The organism is Phenylobacterium sp., assembly GCF_037138395.1.
Classification (GTDB): domain Bacteria; phylum Pseudomonadota; class Alphaproteobacteria; order Caulobacterales; family Caulobacteraceae; genus Phenylobacterium.
On record NZ_JBAXIM010000058.1, the window covers coordinates 1 to 15,216 of the forward strand.

Genomic DNA, 15,216 nt, shown 5'->3' on the forward strand with positions numbered 1-15,216 from the left:
GGCACCCGGGCCCATGGGCGCCGACGGGGGTCCCCAGGCTCAGGGCCCAGAGGGCGACGGCCGGCGCCATCCCGACCCGAAAGAGGGGATCGATCATCGGCTGGACCCGGTAGGACCAGGAAGCGCCGAACATTGGCCTTTGTAGCACGGGCACCGCGGCCCGGAAACGTAGGGTACCTGGGAGCTTCAGGGGTATGCCGGGGACTTCCTGGTGGAGCCGAGGGGAATCGAACCCCTGACCTCATCATTGCGAACGATGCGCTCTACCAACTGAGCTACGGCCCCAAGGAAGGCGCGGAATAAGCGGTTTTGGGGCGGGGCTGTCAAGACGGCTTGGCGGTCCCGTCTTGCCGCCGGCCTGCGGGGGCTTTATGAGGCGGAAATGATTGGAAGCTTCCTGCACTTCATCCTTAATGGCCTGATCCAGCTCATGGTCTTGGCGATTATCATCAGCGCCATCATGTCCTGGCTGACGGCGTTCAACGTCATCAACCTGCGCAACAGCGCCGTGGCCGGTATCCAAAGGATTCTCGAAACCCTGACCGCCCCGGTCCTGACGCCCCTGCAGCGCATCATCCCGCCCATCGGCGGCCTGGACATCACCCCGGTCCTCGCCGTGCTGATCCTGCAGGGCGTCCAGCGCTACATCCTGCCGGCCCTGCTTGGCGGCCTCTGAGCCGCTTCCCCGGCGAGCCTGAGGCGGCGCGCCTTCCCGGCCTGCGGCACAGGGGGTCTGCGCCGCCCCGTCCTGGGAGCCTGTCCGTGATCCTTACCCTGTCCTGTCCCGACCGGCCCGGCATTGTCGCCCGGGTTTCGACCCTCCTGTTCGAGCACGGCGCCAATATCCTCGACGCCCAGCAGTTCGACGACGCAGAGACCGGCCGCTTCTTCATGCGGGTGGTCTTCACCCCTGGCCCCGGCGGGGCGGAGGCGGTGCACCCTGGGCTGGAGGCCCTGGCGGCGGACCTGTCCATGGACTGGACCCTGCGGGATCCCAGGGACAGGCGGCGGGTGATGATACTGGCCTCGCAGACTGACCACTGCCTGGCCGACCTGATCTGGCGCTGGCGCCAGGGCGAGCTGCCCATGGACATCTCGGCGGTGGTCTCCAACCACCCGGAGGCCAGCTTCCCGCACACCGACCTGAAGGGGATCGCCTTCCACCACCTGCCGGTGAGCCCCGAGACCAAGGCCGACCAGGAGGCGCGCCTACGCGACCTGATCGCGGCCACCGGGACCGACCTCGTCATCCTGGCGCGCTACATGCAGATCCTGTCGGAGGACATGGCCCGCCACCTGGCCGGGCAATGCATCAACATCCACCACTCCTTCCTGCCGGGCTTCAAGGGCGCACGGCCCTATCACCAGGCCCACGCCCGGGGGGTGAAGGTGATCGGTGCCACGGCCCACTTCGTCACCCCCGACCTCGACGAGGGCCCGATCATCGAGCAGGACGTGGAGCGGATCAGCCACCGCGACCAACCCAAGGACCTGGTGCGCAAGGGCCGTGACATCGAGCGCCGGGTCCTGGCCCGGGCGGTGCGCTGGGTGCTGGAGGACCGGGTCCTGCTGAATGGCCGCAAGACGGTGGTGTTCAGGGACTAGGGGCCGCGCGCCACCTCAGGCCCGGTGCCCATTGCTCTCCCCAGGGGGAACTCCGGCCGAAGGTCGGTGAGGGGGTCAGCTGAAGCGCCGTTGACCCCCTCCGTCCCGGGGCGTCGCCCCGGTCCACCTCCCCCTTGGGGGAGGAATGACTCAGCGCAATTGCTCCCCATCAGGGGGAGCTCCGGGCGAAGCCCGGTGAGGGGGTCAATGGCGCCGCCGTGGCCCGCCTTCACCTTCAGATGTGGTAGGCCCGCTCGCCGTGGGCGCCGAGGTCCAGGCCGTCGTCGATGACCTCGTCGCTGGCCCTCAGTCCCGTCAGTCGCCGGACGATGGCGATCAGTACCAGGCTGGCGCCCGCCGACCAGGCGCAGACCACCAGGACGCCCAGCCCCTGCCGCCAGGCCTGGCCCGCCAGGGTCACGCCCTCGGCATAGCCGGTCCCGCCCAGGAGGGGGTGGGCCAGTACGGCGACCATCAGGGTTCCAAGGATGCCGCCGACCCCATGCACGGCGAAGACGTCGAGGCTGTCGTCAATGCCCAGCTTGGCCTTCACCAGGGTCACGGCCTCGAAGCAGACCAGGCTGCCGAGCGCCCCCAGGGCCAGGCCCGCCAGGGGGCTGATGAAGCCCGAGGCCGGGGTCACGGTGGCCAGGCCGGCGACGACGCCGGTGACCAGACCGACCAGGCTGGACCGGCCGAAGCGCAGGTGCTCGATCAGGGCCCAGACCAGGCCCGCCGAGGCCGCCGCCATGTGGGTGGCGGTCAGGGCTGCGCCGGCGTCGGCGTTGGCCGCCAGGGCGCTGCCGCCGTTGAAGCCGTACCAGCCGACCCAGAGCAGGCCCGCCCCGGTCATGGTCATGCCCGGATTGTGCGGCGGCGAAAGCGCGCGGGGAAAGCCGTCCCGGGGGCCTACGGCCCGGGCCAGAAGAAGGGCGCTGACGCCGGCCGTGGCATGCACCACCAAGCCTCCGGCATAGTCCTTGACCCCGAGGGTCGCCATCCAGCCACCCCCCCAGACCCAGTGGCAGACGGGGGCATAGACCAGGACCAGCCAGCCGGCGCAGAAGGCCAGGAGGCCGGAGAACTTCACCCGCTCGACCACGGCGCCGATCATCAGGGCCGGGGTGATGACGGCGAAGGCCATCTGGAAGCCGAAGAAGACAATCTCGGGCGCCGTGCCCACGACGTCGCCGCGGGAAAGGCCCATCAGGCCGACCTTGCCCAGGTCGCCAATGAAGGGGGCGGTCCCGGAGAAGGCCAGGGAATAGCCGAGCACCAGCCAGACCACTGAGGCCAGGCAGGCCACCGCCGTACACTGCATGAGGACGGACAGGACATTCTTGGTCCGCACCAGGCCGCCATAGAAGAGGGCCAGGCCCGGCAGGCTCATGAGCAGGACCAGGGCGGTGGCGCTGAGCAGCCAGGCGGTGTCCCCGGAGTCCACCTGCGAAGGGGCTTGGGCCAGGGCAGGTCCCGAGGCCAGCAGGCCCAGGCTGAGGCTGGCGAGCGCCGCACCTATTCGTCTTCCGCGCTTCATGCCTCGCATCCCCACTTGCGCCAATCCGGCGGTTGTCCTGAAGTCCTTGGCTACAGGATCAGGCGGCGCTGAAAAGGCCCAAAGAACAGGCTCAGGGCGCCTTCCCCTGAGGCAGGCCCGAAGCGGCGCAGACAGACGGAGTCGGAAAGTGACCGGAAAATTGGCAAAACGGGACGATCTGGCCCAGGTCCTTCGGTCTGCAGAGCGGATTGTGGCCTTCACCGGGGCCGGAATCTCCACGGAATCGGGAATTCCGGACTTCCGCTCGCCGGGCGGGGTCTGGAGCCGGATGAAGCCCATCCAGTTTCAGGATTTCGTGAACAGCGAGGAAAAGCGCCGGGAATCCTGGACCCGGGCCTTCCAGGGCCGCGCCGGCTGGACGGGCCGGGAGCCCAACGCGGGCCACTTCGCCCTGGCCCGCCTGTGGGAGAGCGGGCGCCTGTCCGCCATCATCACCCAGAACGTCGACAACCTGCACCAGCACTCGGGCATCCCCGCCGACCGGGTTATCGAGCTGCACGGCAATGCCAGCTATGCGACCTGCCTGTCCTGCGGCCTGCGCCACGAGATCGACGACCTGCGCCCGGCCTTCGAGGTCCGGGGTGAACTTCCCGCCTGCCGGGAGTGCACCGGCCTGGTGAAGACGGCGACCATCTCCTTCGGCCAGTCCATGCCCGAGGAACCCATGCGCCGGGCCGAGGACGAGACCCTGTCCTGCGACCTCTTCCTGGTGCTGGGCTCCAGCCTCACCGTCTGGCCGGCTGCGGGCTTTCCCCTGCAGGCACGCCGGTCTGGCGCACGCCTGGTGATCGTGAACCGGGACGCCACGGACCTGGACGCCTACGCCGACCTGGTCATCCACGACGAGATCGGACCCACCCTGTCCGAGGTGGTCCCGGCCAACTTCCCCGGCTGAGACCGGGGCCAAATCGCCCCGTCCCCAGTCTGCCCGGTAAGTTCTGCCCGCTCAGTTCCGCCCGTTCAGCTCCGCCCCCTCAGTTCCTCAGGGCAACGGCGGCCGGGACGTCCTCGGCGCCGCCCTCGTAGGCCCGGATCTCATTGCGGCCGACCACCATGTGGTGGACCTCATCCGGGCCGTCGGCAAAGCGCAGGTGGCGCACGTCGGTGTACATGGAGGCCAGGGGCGTCCACTGGGAAATGCCCGTCGCACCATGCATCTGGATGGCCTGGTCGATGATCTTGCAGGCCCGCTCCGGCACCATGGCCTTGACCATGGAGACCCAGACCCGGGCTTCGCGGTTGCCCAGGACGTCCATGGCCTTGGCCGCCTTGAGGACCATCAGGCGCATGGCCTCGATGTCGATCCGGGCCCGGGAGATGATTTCCACATTGCCGCCCAGCCAGGCGATCTTGCGGCCGAAGGCCTCCCGGGACAGGCCCCGGCGGACCATGAGGTCCAGGGCCCGCTCGGCCTTGCCGATGGTCCGCATGCAGTGATGGATCCGGCCCGGCCCAAGGCGGACCTGGCTGATCTCGAAGCCGCGGCCCTCGCCCAGGAGGACGTTGGACTTAGGCACCCGCACATTGGTGAAGCGGATGTGCATGTGGCCGCGGGGGGCGTGGTCTTCCCCGAAGACGTGCATCGGGCCGAGGATCTCCACCCCGGGGGCGTCGATGGGCACCAGGATTTGCGACTGCTGCTTGTGCGGCGGGGCGTCGGGGTCGGTGCGGACCATGGTGATCATGATCTTGCAGCGCGGGTCGCCGGCTCCAGAGATGTAGTACTTCTCGCCATTGATCACCCACTCGTCACCGTCCAGGACCGCCCGGGTGGCGATGTTCTTAGCGTCGGACGAGGCCACCGCCGGCTCGGTCATGGCGTAGGCCGAGCGGATCTCGCCGTTCAGCAGGGGCTTCAGCCAGCGCTCCTTCTGCTCGGGGGTGCCGACGCGCTCGAGCACTTCCATGTTGCCGGTGTCCGGCGCTGAGCAGTTCATCACCTCCGAGGCCATGGGTGCCTTGCCCAGCTCTACGGCGATGTAGGCGTAATCGAGGTTGGACAGGCCCTCGCCGGTATCAGCATCGGGCAGGAAGAAGTTCCAGAGGCCTTCCTTCTTGGCCTGGTCCTTGGCCTTCTCCAGCACGTCGAGCTGGCCCGGCGCGAAGGTCCAGCGGTCCGTATGGCCCTCGCCCAGGGCCCGGAACTCCGTCTGCATGGGCACGACGGTCTCGGCGATGAAGCGCTTGACATGCTCGTAGAGCGGCGTGGCCTTGTCGCTCATCCGCAGGTCATTCATGTCGTCATGCGGGCTGAAGCCGAAGGTCAGGGGGCCCGTGGAGGGAGGGATCGGGGCGTTCATCGGGTGTATCCTTCGTGAGTGCCGGCGCTGTCCGCCGAGGTCGGTGGGATTAAGGCTGTAGCGCGCAGTCCTGACAAGCCCGTCCCTTGCGTTACGTGCTTGGCGAGGAAGTCCAGGGTCCGACGCGTGGTCTCGTCCCCCGGGGCACCAAAGCCAAAGTTGATGCTGATGTGGTTCTCCCCTTCCGCTTCGTGGACCACCGCTTCACCCCCGGCGGCGCGGAGGGCTTCGGCCAGGACCCGGGCCTGTCCCGGCGTCTCGGGATTGCGGGCGTCCACATGCAGGATGACGGCTGGTGGCCGCCCGGGACCGGCGTAGGTGACCGGCGACATGGCTGTCCAGCCCACGGGATCGGGGCCGAAGACCCGGGCGTAAACCGGGTCCCCGCTCTCGCGGACATGGCGGGGGATGTCGAGGCCGTAGGCGTCCAGCAGGACCACCGCCCGGACGACGCCGGGAGGCACGCCCGCCCCCGCCAGGTAGCCTGGGTCGAGGGCAACCAGGGCGGCGAGGTGGCCGCCTGCAGAATGGCCCATCAGAACGATGCGGCTGGGATCGACGCCGCAGCCCCCGGCCTCGGCTCGCAGGAAGGCGATCGCCTGGGCGATGTCCCGGGCGGCGCCGTCCGGTGCGGCATACCGTCGCAGACGGTAGTTCACCGTGGCGTAGGCGAAACCCGCGGACCGGAAGGCCCGGGCCTGTCCCGCTGTCCCCGCATACTTGCCGCCGTTCATCCAGGTCCCGCCGTGTACGAAGACCACCAGGGGCGCGGGAAGGGGGCTCGCCCCCGGCCAGAGGTCCAGGCTCAGGGCGTCGGCGGGGACGCCGGCCTCCGGCATGGCATAGGCCAGGTCCCGGACGGGACGGTCCTCGCCCGGTGCGATCCCGACGCAGGCCCCGGCGGCGGCGGCCGGGGTCGCCCCGTACAGCAGGCCAGCGGCGAGCAGGGCGCCCAGCCCCCGGCGAACCGGAGGTTGCGCCGGTCGGCCTGCAGCGTGCAGGATCACAGATGATGCGCCAGTCCTCATATATGGAACCATGCCCATGCGCCTGACCCGCCGCAAGCTTCTCGCCGCCGCCGCCGCCTCACCTGTCCTCGCCGCCGGTCTCCCGGGAGGGTCCTTCGCTGCCGCCCCGGCCCTGCCGCTCGCGGATTCCCGGGCCGCCGGCTTCGATCCGGCCCGGCTGAAGGCCCTGTCCGACGACCTGCAGGCCCTGGTGGACGGGGGACAGTTGGCGGGGGTCACTACCCTGGCCGCGCGGAAGGGCAAGGTGATCCACTTCGAGACCCGGGGCCTCGCCGACGTCGAGACCGGCGCCCCGGCCCGGCCCGACACCATCTGGCGCATCGCCTCCATGACCAAGCCGGTGGTCGGGGTCGCCATGATGCAGCTCTGGGAGAAGGGGCTCTGGAAGTTGGACGATCCCGTCGCCCGGCATATTCCCGAGTTCGCGGGGCTGCAGGTGAAGGCAGCGGACGGGAGCCTCGTCCCCCAGGCCTCGCCCATGACCATGGCCCAGCTGATGAGCCACACCGCCGGCTTCGACGTCAGCGCCGGCTACGCCCAGGCGGGGCTCAGGTCCGGCGACCTGAAGGAAATGATCCGCCGGCTCGCCGCCCTGCCCCTGGCCTTCCAGCCGGGGACGGATTGGCGTTACGGGCCCAGCGTCGACATCCAGGGCCATGTGGTCGAGCGGCTGTCGGGCCAGCGCCTCGACGCCTACCTGGCCCAGCACGTCTTCGGCCCCCTGAAGATGCCGGACACGGGCTTCCATGTCTCGCCGGAGAAGGCGCCCCGGGTGGCCAGGATCCACACCTACCGGGACGGCCGCATCGTCGCGGGCCCGGCCCAGGTGGTCCCTGTGGCCCCGCCTGTCTTCCTGTCCGGCGGCGGCGGCCTGCTCTCCACCGCCTCAGATTATTTCCGCTTTGCCCAGGCCCTGCTGGACGGCGGCTTGCTGGACGGCGCCCGGGTCCTGAAGCCGGAAACGGTCCGCCTCATGCGCCGCAACCTGCTGGCCCCGGGCGTAATGGTGGACCTCTACGGACCGGCCCAGCCAGGCGTCGGGTTCGGCCTCGACTTCGCGGTTATCCAGGATCCCGTCGCCGCCCGGACCCCGCAGGGGCGCGAGACCTTCTACTGGGGCGGGGCCTTCGGCACCTGGTTCTGGATCGATCCCACCAACGACATCGTCTTCGTGGGCATGATCCAGAACGTCAACGGAAGCGTCCCGGGCGCCGGTACGCCCAATGTCCGCGAGATCACGCCTCGGCGCCTCTACGCCGCCCTCGGAACCTGAGCCGGATGACCACCGCCGCCCTGCCCCGACGCGGCCTGCTGGCCGCTGGCCTTGCCCTGACCCTGGTCCCGGGTGTCACCCGCGCTGCCCCCGGTCGGATGGTGGGCTTTCTCTCCGACTTCGACGAGATCGACGACGCCGTCGCCATCTGCCGGGCCGTCATCCTGTCCCTTGCGCCGGACGCCCGCCTCCTCGACATCAGCCACCGGGTCCCGCCCTACGACGTCGCCGCTGGCGCCCGGCTGCTGGCCGGTTCCGCCCCCTGGCTGGTGCCGGACGCGGTCATCGTGGTGGTGGTCGACCCTGGGGTCGGGTCCCGGCGCCGGGCCATCGTGGCCCGCACCCGGCGCGGACAGAGCCTGGTCCTGCCAGACAACGGCCTGATCACCCTTCTGGACGCCACGGACCCGGTCGTCGCGGCCCGCGAGATCACCGCCGAGTCCTGGATGATCGGCGCGCGGCGGTCCTCGACCTTCCATGGCCGGGACATCTTCTCGCCAGTCGCCGGCCATCTGGCCCGGGGTGACGACTGGGCCGGGGTGGGGCCTGGGATCGATCCGAAGTCCCTCGTGAGGCTGGACCTTGCGCCGCCCAGGGTTGGCCCGGAGGGGGTGCACGCCCACGCCATCGGGACCGACGGGCCCTATGGAAACCTGATCCTTGACCTCTCCGCCGAGGCCTTCGCCGGACTGGGCTGGAGGATCGGGGACGTCGTCCCCCTGACCGTGGCCGGCCGGCCTGAGCCCGCGCCCTACATGCGCACCTTCAGCGACGTACCCGAGGGGGCGGTCCTCATCTATCCCGACTCCCGGGGCCGCATGAGCCTGGCCCTGAACCTGGGGAACTACGCCGCGGCCCGACGGGTGGGCGCCGGGGTCGAGGTCTTCATCCCCCGCCGCCCTTGAGTCCTGCACACTGGGATTCCTGCCCTCTGGGGGCAAGGACTGACGCCGCGTGACCTTGCGGCGTCTGCAATACTGGACAATGTGCTCTGCGCACGCGCACCGGCCCCGAGTGGCCAGACAGGGAGAGGCCCATGAAAGTCGCCGCCATCCGCGCCCCGGGCGGGCTGGACAAGCTGGTCATCGAGGAGAGGGCCCAGCCCGTCGCCGGCCCTGGCGAGCTCCTGGTCCGGGTTCGCGCCAGCTCGCTCAACTTCCATGACTTCGCCGTGGTGGCGGGCATGATCCCGTCCGCCGACGGCCGAATCCCCATGTCGGACGGTGCCGGCGAGGTGGTCGCCGTGGGCGAAGGGGTGACGGGCTATGCCCCAGGCGACCGGGTCCTGTCGGCCTTCTTCCCCAACTGGGAGACCGGCGGTCCGGTCCTGGAGCGCCTGCTGGGCGTGCCCGGGGACCATGCCGATGGTTTTGCGGCGGAATACGTCGCCATGCCGGCCCGGGCCTTCACCCGAATGCCAGCCGGTTGGTCCTTCGCCGAGGCGGCGACCCTGCCCTGCGCCGCCCTTACCGCCTGGCGGGCCCTGATGGTCGAGGCGCGGATCAAGCCCGGCGACGTGGTCCTGACCCAGGGTACGGGCGGGGTCTCCATCTTCGCCCTTCAGATGGCCAAGGCGGCGGGCGCTACAGTCATCTCGACCTCCTCCTCGGACGAAAAGCTTGAGAAGTTGAAGGCCCTGGGGGCGGACCACCTGGTCAATTATCGCCAGACCCCGGAATGGGGCGCTGCCGCCGCCGCCCTGACCGGCGGACGGGGCGTCGATGTGGTGGTCGAGATCGGCGGGGCCGGCACCCTGGGCCAGTCCGTCACGGCCACCCGGATCGGTGGGCACGTCTCGCTGATCGGCGTCCTGGCGGGCTTTGCCGGTGAGGTGCCCACGGCCTTGATCATGTCCAAGAACGTCGCCGTGAAGGGCGTCACCGTGGGCTCCCGCCAGGAGCAGGCGGAGATGATCCGGGCCCTGGAGGTCTCGACAATTCGCCCGGTGATCGATTCCACCTTCCCCCTGGACGGCATCGCCGCCGCCTTCGCCCACCAGATCTCGCAGAAGCACTTCGGCAAGATCTGCCTCGAGATCTGAGTCCGCTTCCAGTTGCCGCCTCGGCCGCGCCGATGGGCCTCAGGCCGCCGCCGCATGTTCCTTGCGGGCGGCCATCCAGACCTCCCGGGCGGCGTCGGCGTTCAGGGCGGCGATCCCGAGGCCCACGATGAGGTCCGGCCAGGCTGATCTCCACGCAAATGCGGTGACCAGGCCCGCGCCGATGATGGCGATGTTGGCCAGGGCGTCATTGCGCGCCGACAGGAAAGCGGCCCGGGTGAGGCTGCCGCCCTCCCGGCGGGCGCCCGCCAGGATGAAGGCCGCCGTCAGGTTGATCGCCAGCGCGCCCAGCCCGGTCAGGGTCAGCAATCCGGCGTCCGGCGCCGAGGCCGGGGCGCTGAACCGGGTCCAGGCCATCCAGAGGGTGGCCAGGCCCGGGACCAGGAGGAGGGCTGCCAGCCCCATGCCCAGCCGGGCCCGGGCTCTTGGCGCCCAGGCCAGGGCCACCAGGATGAGCAGGTTGACCGCCGCGTCCTCAAGGAAGTCCACCGAGTCCGCGAACAGGGCCACAGACCCCGCCGTCAGGGCGACGGCGAACTCCACCCCGAAGTAGGCCAGGTTCAGTCCGCCCGCCCAGGCCACAGCCCGGCGGATTGGTCCTGCGTCCTCCATGAAGTCTCTCCAGCTTCCGGTCTGGACGGTAGTCTCCCCGATCTCCGAGGGTTTCGCCACCGGCTTCAGACCTGTCCGGATCGGGTCTCCTGGGCGCGCAGCCGCCAACGATGGGAACCGGACCCAAACCGGGGCTCGAAGGGAGAGGCGAGGTCCGCCGCCTCCATTTCGAAAGCCCTGACCATCCGGGTTTCGAGATCGCGGCTGGCGGGCAGACCGGTGCGGCTGGCGATATAGGACAGGATGAGCGAGCGGTGGCATTCCCCGCCAGCCGCCCTCAGGCCTTCGCCGATCCAGTCGCGCAGAGTCTCGACCGGCGGCAGATCCCGCAGGATTGCGTGTCCTTGATGCTGCCGGGTCCCCACCTTCGCCTCCGGAAAGAAAGTGTAAACCGTGGCGAACCTCTGTGACAGAATCCCAGACGGAATCACGACATGCAGATGAAACCGGCCGTCTGACGCAGCCTCAGGGGTGCATCCCCCGCCACCCTGGGGCAGGGTGGTGCGAAGGCACGGATGCGGAGGCGCCCATGGGACGGTTCGAAGGCAAGGTGGCGGTCGTCACGGGCGGGGCCTCGGGGATTGGCGCCGCCGCCGCCCGCCGATTCCACGCCGAGGGCGCCTCGGTGCTCCTGGCCGACCTCAACGCCGAGGCCGGCGCGGCCCTCGCCGCCGAACTGGGCGATGGGCGCGCGCGCTTCCGCCGGGTGGACGTGGCTGTCTGGCCCGAGGTCGACGCTCTTGTGGCCGACGCCGTGCAGGCCTTCGGTGGCCTCGACATCTTGTTCAACAACGCCGGCATCGGCAGCTTCGCCACCGCCGCCGACCTGGCCGTCGAGGACTGGCACCGGGTGATCGACGTGGACCTGTCCTCGGTCTTCTACGGTTGCAAGGCGGCGATTCCCGCCCTGCGCGCCCGGGGCGGCGGTGCCATCATCAACACCGCCTCCATCTCGGGCCTTGCGGGAGACTTCGCCTTTGCCGCCTACAACGCCGCCAAGGCCGGGGTGATCAACCTGACCCGCTCGGTGGCCATCGACCACGCCCGGGAGAACATCCGCGTCAACGCCGTCTGCCCGGGGCCCGTGGACACCCCAATCATCGCCGGCATCAACGACCTGCAGGGGGTGCGCGAGGCCTGGGACGCCCGGGTGCCCATGGGCCGCTTCGCCCGACCCGAGGAGATCGCCGCCGTGGTCGCCTTCCTGGCCTCGGACGACGCCAGCTATATGACCGGGTCCATCCTGGCCGTCGACGGCGGGGTCACGGCCCACACCGGCCAGCCCGACCTGCCCCGCATGCTGGGCCTTGCCTGAAGGAGGACGGGGCCTGAAGGAGGACGCGGAATGAGGAAGGTCGTCGGCGAAAGCCTGGACTCCCTGGACGGCTACAGCCTCGTCGAGGCGCCGGTCCCTGAGCCCCGCCCAGGGCAGGTGCGCCTGCGCGTCACGGACTGCGGCCTCGGATACGTTGACGCCCTGGTTGCCCTTGGCCGATACCAGGTCAAGCCGCCCCTGCCGCACACCCCTGGCCAGGAGGTCGCAGGCGTAGTCGACGCCCTCGGCGAGGGGGTGGAGGGCCTTGCGCCCGGCGACCGGGTCATGGCCACGGTGGCGGGGGGCTTCGCCGAGTATGCCCTGGCGGCGGCGGGCGCCTGCACGCGCCTGCCCGCCAACATGACCTCCGGCCAGGCCGCCGGCTTCCGCATCAACCACCTCACCGCCCTGCACGGCCTGGAGCACCGGGCCGCCCTGCGCCCAGGCGAGACCCTGCTGGTCCTGGGCGCCGCCGGGGGCGTGGGGACAGCCGCCGTCCAGGTGGGGAAGATCCTCGGCGCCCGGGTCCTCGCCTGCGCCTCCACGCCGGAGAAGCGCGACTTCGCCCGGGCCTGCGGGGCGGACGAGGTCCTGGACACAGGGGCCGAGGCCTGGCGCGACCGGCTGAAGGCCCTGTGCGGCGGACGCGGGCCAGACGTCATCTTCGACCCCGTGTGCGGCCCCCTGTTCGAGCCAGCCTTTCGGTCACTGGCCTGGGGCGGACGCCACCTGGTGGTGGGCTTTGCCGGTGGCCCCATCCCGGCCCTTCCCGCCAACCTGCCCCTGATGAAGGGCGCCGCCCTCACCGGGGTGGACGTGCGCCAGTTCCTGCTGTTCGAGTCACCCCGCGCCGCCGAGACCCTCTCTCGCCTCCTGGCCTGGGTGGAGGACGGCCGCCTGGCACCCCCCGAAGGTCGCCGCTTTTCCCTGGCCGCCTACGGCGAGGCCCTGGAGTTCGCCCTCTCCGGCCAGGGGATGGGCAAGACCCTGGTAGGGTCGGGGGCATGACCGAGCTTCCCAAACCCTCCAGGCCCTTCGAAGGCCGGATCGAGCGGCTGCTGGATGAGTCCCAGTCCGCGCGCCTGCGCAAGGACGGCGCCCCTGAGGGCGCGCCGAACATCATCCTCATCATGCTGGACGATGTGGGCTTTGGATCCTTCGGCACCTTCGGCGGGCCCGTGCCCACTCCGGCCCTGGACGCCGTGGCCGCAAAGGGCCTGCGGTACAACCAGTTCCACACCACGGCCCTGTGCTCGCCCACCCGGGCGGCCCTGCTCACCGGGCGCAACCACCACGCCGTGCACATGGGCGGCATTCCCGAGGGGGCCAACAGCTTCCCCGGCTATGACAGCCTCATCCCCCGCTCCTCGGCGACGGTGGCGGAGATCCTACGGCAGAACGGCTACGCCACTGGCTGCTTTGGCAAGTGGCACCTGACCCCCACCTGGGAGCAGGGCCCCGCCGGTCCCTTCGACCGCTGGCCGACGGGCATGGGCTTCGAGCGCTTCTATGGCATCATCAACGCCGAGGCCTCGCAGTACGAGCCCCCCGTCTACGACCAGACGACGCCGGTCTTCCCCTATCTCGGCAAGCCCGACTACCACCTCACCGAGGACCTGGTGGACCAGTCCATTGCCTGGATCGAGCGGGTGCGGGCGACGGCGCCGGGCAAGCCCTACTTCCTCTATCTCCCGACCCCCGCGGTACACACGCCGCACCATGCCCCTAAGGCCTGGATCGACCGCTTCGCCGGCCAGTTCGACGACGGCTGGGATGCCCTGCGCCGGACCATCTTCGAGCGGCAGATCGCCCTGGGCGTCATCCCCGAGGGCACGGTCCTGACCGACCGGCCCGACGAGATCCCAGCCTGGGAGGACTATCCGGACCGCTACAAGCCCATGGCCCGGCGGCTCATGGAGGCCTTCGCCGGCTTCCTCGCCCACACCGACCACCACATCGGCCGCCTTCTGCAGTTCGTCGAGGCCTCGGGCCAGGCGGACAACACCCTCGTCGTCTACATCACCGGCGACAACGGCGCCTCGGCGGAAGGGACCCTGAACGGCGCCTGGGCTGCGCCCTCCTTCCAGAACGGTGTGCCCGAGGATCCCGAGTGGATGCTCGCCCACATGGACGACTTCGGCACCGCCCGCTGCGAGAACCACTTCAACGCCGGCTGGGCCTGGGCCCTGGACGCCCCCTTCCAGTGGATGAAGCAGGTGGCCTCCCATTTCGGCGGCACCCGCAACGCCATGGCCCTGAGCTGGCCCGCCGGCATCCCCCGGGCGGGTGGCCTCCGCTCGCAGTTCCACCACGTCATCGATATCGCCCCGACCCTGCTGCAGGCGGCGGGGGTGGAGGCGCCAACCCGGGTCAACGGGGTGGACCAGGACCCCATGGACGGGGTGTCCATGGGCTACAGCTTCGGCTCGGCGGACGCCCCCGGCCAGCGCACGACCCAATACTTCGAGATCCTCGGCAACCGCGCCATCTACCATGAGGGCTGGATGGCCTCCTGCTTCCACGGCCGCGTGCCCTGGATGCGCTTCCTGGCCACGCCCTTCGACGGCCCGCAGGAGCGCTGGGAGCTCTACAATATCGCCGAGGACTTCTCCCAGGGCCGGGACCTGTCGGCCCAGTTCCCGGAGAAGCTGGAGGAACTTAAGGCGGTGTTCGACGCCGAGGCCCGGCGCAACGGGGTCTATCCGATGCGCGACCCCGCTCGCCGGGCGGACCCGGGCCTGGCCGTGCCCACGGCCCTGGGGTCGGCCCGGTCCATGACCTACACGACGGCCCATGTCCGGATCCCGGAGAGCATTGTCGTCAACCTGAAGAACTGCTCTTACCGGATCACCGCCGACATCGAGGTTGGCGAGGTGCCGGCCCGGGGCGTCATCGCCTGCCAGGGCGGCAACATGGCCGGCTGGAGCCTCTACCTGGACGCGGCTGGCGCGCCCCGGTTCATCTACAACTACTTCGGCCGGGAGCTGACGGGGGTCGGCGACGGCGGGCCCCTGGCCCCGGGGCCGCACCTACTGGAGGTCGGCTTCGCCTACGACGGCGGCCTGGGCGCCGGCGGCATCCTCACCCTGTCGGTAGACGGCACCCCGGCCGGCGAGGCCCGGCTGGAGCGCACGGTGCCGGTGGTCTTCTCCATGAGCGGCGAGACCTTCGACGTCGGCCTCGACACCGGCGCCCCGGTTGGGCCCTATCCCCACGTCTATCCGTGCACGGCTGCGATCCGCACCGTCACCCTGGAGCGCCTGTCCGACCTGTCCCCCGCAGACCGCCAGACCCTCGCCGAACGCGAGTTCCGCGCCAGCGTCTCGTCGCAGTAGCCATGCGCCCGCCTTTCAGCTAAAAGGCCCCTCCGCTGAAGACGCACCCGTAGCTCAGCTGGATAGAGCGTTGCCCTCCGAAGGCAAAGGTCACACGTTCGAATCGTGTCGGGTGCGCCAGCGATTTCAAT

The 15,216-nt window shown here is 70.2% G+C and carries 14 protein-coding genes and 2 tRNA genes; 10 read left to right on the forward strand and 6 right to left on the reverse strand.

Features of this window, described 5'->3' with window-relative positions; all coding sequences use genetic code 11:
- Nucleotides 1-209 precede the first annotated feature (209 nt).
- Nucleotides 210-285, reverse strand: a tRNA-Ala gene (locus WCJ52_RS06440).
- 97 nt (nt 286-382) lie between these two features.
- On the opposite strand from WCJ52_RS06440, the gene WCJ52_RS06445 reads away from it, so the two are divergent.
- Both WCJ52_RS06445 and purU read left to right on the forward strand, forming a co-directional pair.
- A complete protein-coding gene (locus WCJ52_RS06445; protein WP_336902484.1) occupies nt 383-676 on the forward strand; it encodes a YggT family protein in 294 nt (97 codons plus the stop codon).
- Between the two features lie 86 nt (nt 677-762).
- On the forward strand, nt 763-1,605 hold the full coding sequence (gene purU, locus WCJ52_RS06450; protein WP_336902485.1) for a formyltetrahydrofolate deformylase: 843 nt from the start codon (nt 763-765) through the stop codon (nt 1,603-1,605).
- Nucleotides 1,606-1,840: 235 nt separating this feature from the next.
- Here the strand turns inward: purU and WCJ52_RS06455 are convergent, their stop codons facing one another.
- Nucleotides 1,841-3,142, reverse strand: a complete 1,302-nt coding sequence (locus WCJ52_RS06455) for an ammonium transporter (protein ID WP_336902486.1) — start codon at nt 3,140-3,142, stop codon at nt 1,841-1,843.
- A 148-nt stretch (nt 3,143-3,290) separates the two neighbouring features.
- Between WCJ52_RS06455 and WCJ52_RS06460 the strand changes: the two genes are divergently transcribed.
- Nucleotides 3,291-4,058 (forward strand): Sir2 family NAD-dependent protein deacetylase, encoded by a 768-nt coding sequence (locus WCJ52_RS06460; protein ID WP_336902487.1) that lies wholly within the window; start codon nt 3,291-3,293, stop codon nt 4,056-4,058.
- A 79-nt stretch (nt 4,059-4,137) separates the two neighbouring features.
- Here WCJ52_RS06460 and WCJ52_RS06465 read toward each other — a convergent pair whose 3' ends face one another.
- Together WCJ52_RS06465 and WCJ52_RS06470 are read right to left on the reverse strand one after the other, a co-directional pair.
- Nucleotides 4,138-5,463 carry an acyl-CoA dehydrogenase family protein gene (locus tag WCJ52_RS06465; RefSeq protein WP_336902488.1) on the reverse strand — a complete coding sequence of 442 codons (1,326 nt, stop codon included), beginning with the start codon at nt 5,461-5,463 and terminating at the stop codon, nt 4,138-4,140.
- A complete protein-coding gene (locus tag WCJ52_RS06470) occupies nt 5,460-6,470 on the reverse strand; it encodes an alpha/beta hydrolase (RefSeq protein ID WP_336902489.1) in 1,011 nt (336 codons plus the stop codon). Before WCJ52_RS06470 ends, WCJ52_RS06465 begins: the two co-directional genes overlap by 4 nt.
- Before the next feature lie 37 nt (nt 6,471-6,507).
- On the opposite strand from WCJ52_RS06470, the gene WCJ52_RS06475 reads away from it, so the two are divergent.
- From WCJ52_RS06475 to WCJ52_RS06485, 3 genes are all read left to right on the forward strand, one after another.
- A complete protein-coding gene (locus WCJ52_RS06475; RefSeq protein WP_336902490.1) occupies nt 6,508-7,764 on the forward strand; it encodes a serine hydrolase domain-containing protein in 1,257 nt (418 codons plus the stop codon).
- 5 nt (nt 7,765-7,769) lie between these two features.
- Nucleotides 7,770-8,669: an SAM-dependent chlorinase/fluorinase gene (locus WCJ52_RS06480; RefSeq protein WP_336902491.1), complete on the forward strand. Its 900-nt coding sequence runs from the start codon at nt 7,770-7,772 to the stop codon at nt 8,667-8,669.
- A 131-nt stretch (nt 8,670-8,800) separates the two neighbouring features.
- Nucleotides 8,801-9,805: an NAD(P)-dependent alcohol dehydrogenase gene (locus WCJ52_RS06485; RefSeq protein ID WP_336902492.1), complete on the forward strand. Its 1,005-nt coding sequence runs from the start codon at nt 8,801-8,803 to the stop codon at nt 9,803-9,805.
- Nucleotides 9,806-9,844: 39 nt separating this feature from the next.
- Here WCJ52_RS06485 and WCJ52_RS06490 read toward each other — a convergent pair whose 3' ends face one another.
- Nucleotides 9,845-10,435 carry a cation transporter gene (locus tag WCJ52_RS06490; protein WP_336902493.1) on the reverse strand — a complete coding sequence of 197 codons (591 nt, stop codon included), beginning with the start codon at nt 10,433-10,435 and terminating at the stop codon, nt 9,845-9,847.
- Between the two features lie 65 nt (nt 10,436-10,500).
- On the reverse strand, nt 10,501-10,800 hold the full coding sequence (locus WCJ52_RS06495; protein ID WP_336902494.1) for a hypothetical protein: 300 nt from the start codon (nt 10,798-10,800) through the stop codon (nt 10,501-10,503).
- Between the two features lie 164 nt (nt 10,801-10,964).
- Between WCJ52_RS06495 and WCJ52_RS06500 the strand changes: the two genes are divergently transcribed.
- The 4 genes from WCJ52_RS06500 (at nt 10,965) to WCJ52_RS06515 (ending at nt 15,205) form a co-directional block, all read left to right on the forward strand.
- Entirely contained in the window at nt 10,965-11,750 is a 786-nt protein-coding gene (locus WCJ52_RS06500) for an SDR family NAD(P)-dependent oxidoreductase (RefSeq protein WP_336902495.1), read from the forward strand.
- Nucleotides 11,751-11,780: 30 nt separating this feature from the next.
- The gene (locus tag WCJ52_RS06505) at nt 11,781-12,758 is read left to right on the forward strand and encodes an NADPH:quinone oxidoreductase family protein (protein ID WP_336902496.1); all 978 of its coding nucleotides are present in this window, start codon (nt 11,781-11,783) and stop codon (nt 12,756-12,758) included.
- Nucleotides 12,755-15,085, forward strand: a complete 2,331-nt coding sequence (locus WCJ52_RS06510; protein ID WP_336902497.1) for an arylsulfatase — start codon at nt 12,755-12,757, stop codon at nt 15,083-15,085. The genes WCJ52_RS06505 and WCJ52_RS06510 overlap by 4 nt, the downstream gene beginning before the upstream one ends.
- A 43-nt stretch (nt 15,086-15,128) precedes the next feature.
- A tRNA-Arg gene (locus WCJ52_RS06515) sits at nt 15,129-15,205 on the forward strand.
- Nucleotides 15,206-15,216 lie beyond the last annotated feature (11 nt).

Excerpts from the sequence above, each read along its gene's own strand:
- WCJ52_RS06445 (WP_336902484.1), top strand. The coding sequence starts at position 383 with ATGATTGGAAGCTTCCTGCACTTCATCCTTAATGGCCTGATCCAGCTC.
- WCJ52_RS06500 (WP_336902495.1), top strand. The coding sequence starts at position 10,965 with ATGGGACGGTTCGAAGGCAAGGTGGCGGTCGTCACGGGCGGGGCCTCG.
- WCJ52_RS06455 (WP_336902486.1), bottom strand. The coding sequence starts at position 3,142 with ATGAAGCGCGGAAGACGAATAGGTGCGGCGCTCGCCAGCCTCAGCCTG.
- WCJ52_RS06510 (WP_336902497.1), top strand. The coding sequence starts at position 12,755 with ATGACCGAGCTTCCCAAACCCTCCAGGCCCTTCGAAGGCCGGATCGAG.
- WCJ52_RS06490 (WP_336902493.1), bottom strand. The coding sequence starts at position 10,435 with ATGGAGGACGCAGGACCAATCCGCCGGGCTGTGGCCTGGGCGGGCGGA.
- WCJ52_RS06465 (WP_336902488.1), bottom strand. The coding sequence starts at position 5,463 with ATGAACGCCCCGATCCCTCCCTCCACGGGCCCCCTGACCTTCGGCTTC.
- WCJ52_RS06480 (WP_336902491.1), top strand. The coding sequence starts at position 7,770 with ATGACCACCGCCGCCCTGCCCCGACGCGGCCTGCTGGCCGCTGGCCTT.
- WCJ52_RS06475 (WP_336902490.1), top strand. The coding sequence starts at position 6,508 with ATGCGCCTGACCCGCCGCAAGCTTCTCGCCGCCGCCGCCGCCTCACCT.
- WCJ52_RS06505 (WP_336902496.1), top strand. The coding sequence starts at position 11,781 with ATGAGGAAGGTCGTCGGCGAAAGCCTGGACTCCCTGGACGGCTACAGC.
- WCJ52_RS06485 (WP_336902492.1), top strand. The coding sequence starts at position 8,801 with ATGAAAGTCGCCGCCATCCGCGCCCCGGGCGGGCTGGACAAGCTGGTC.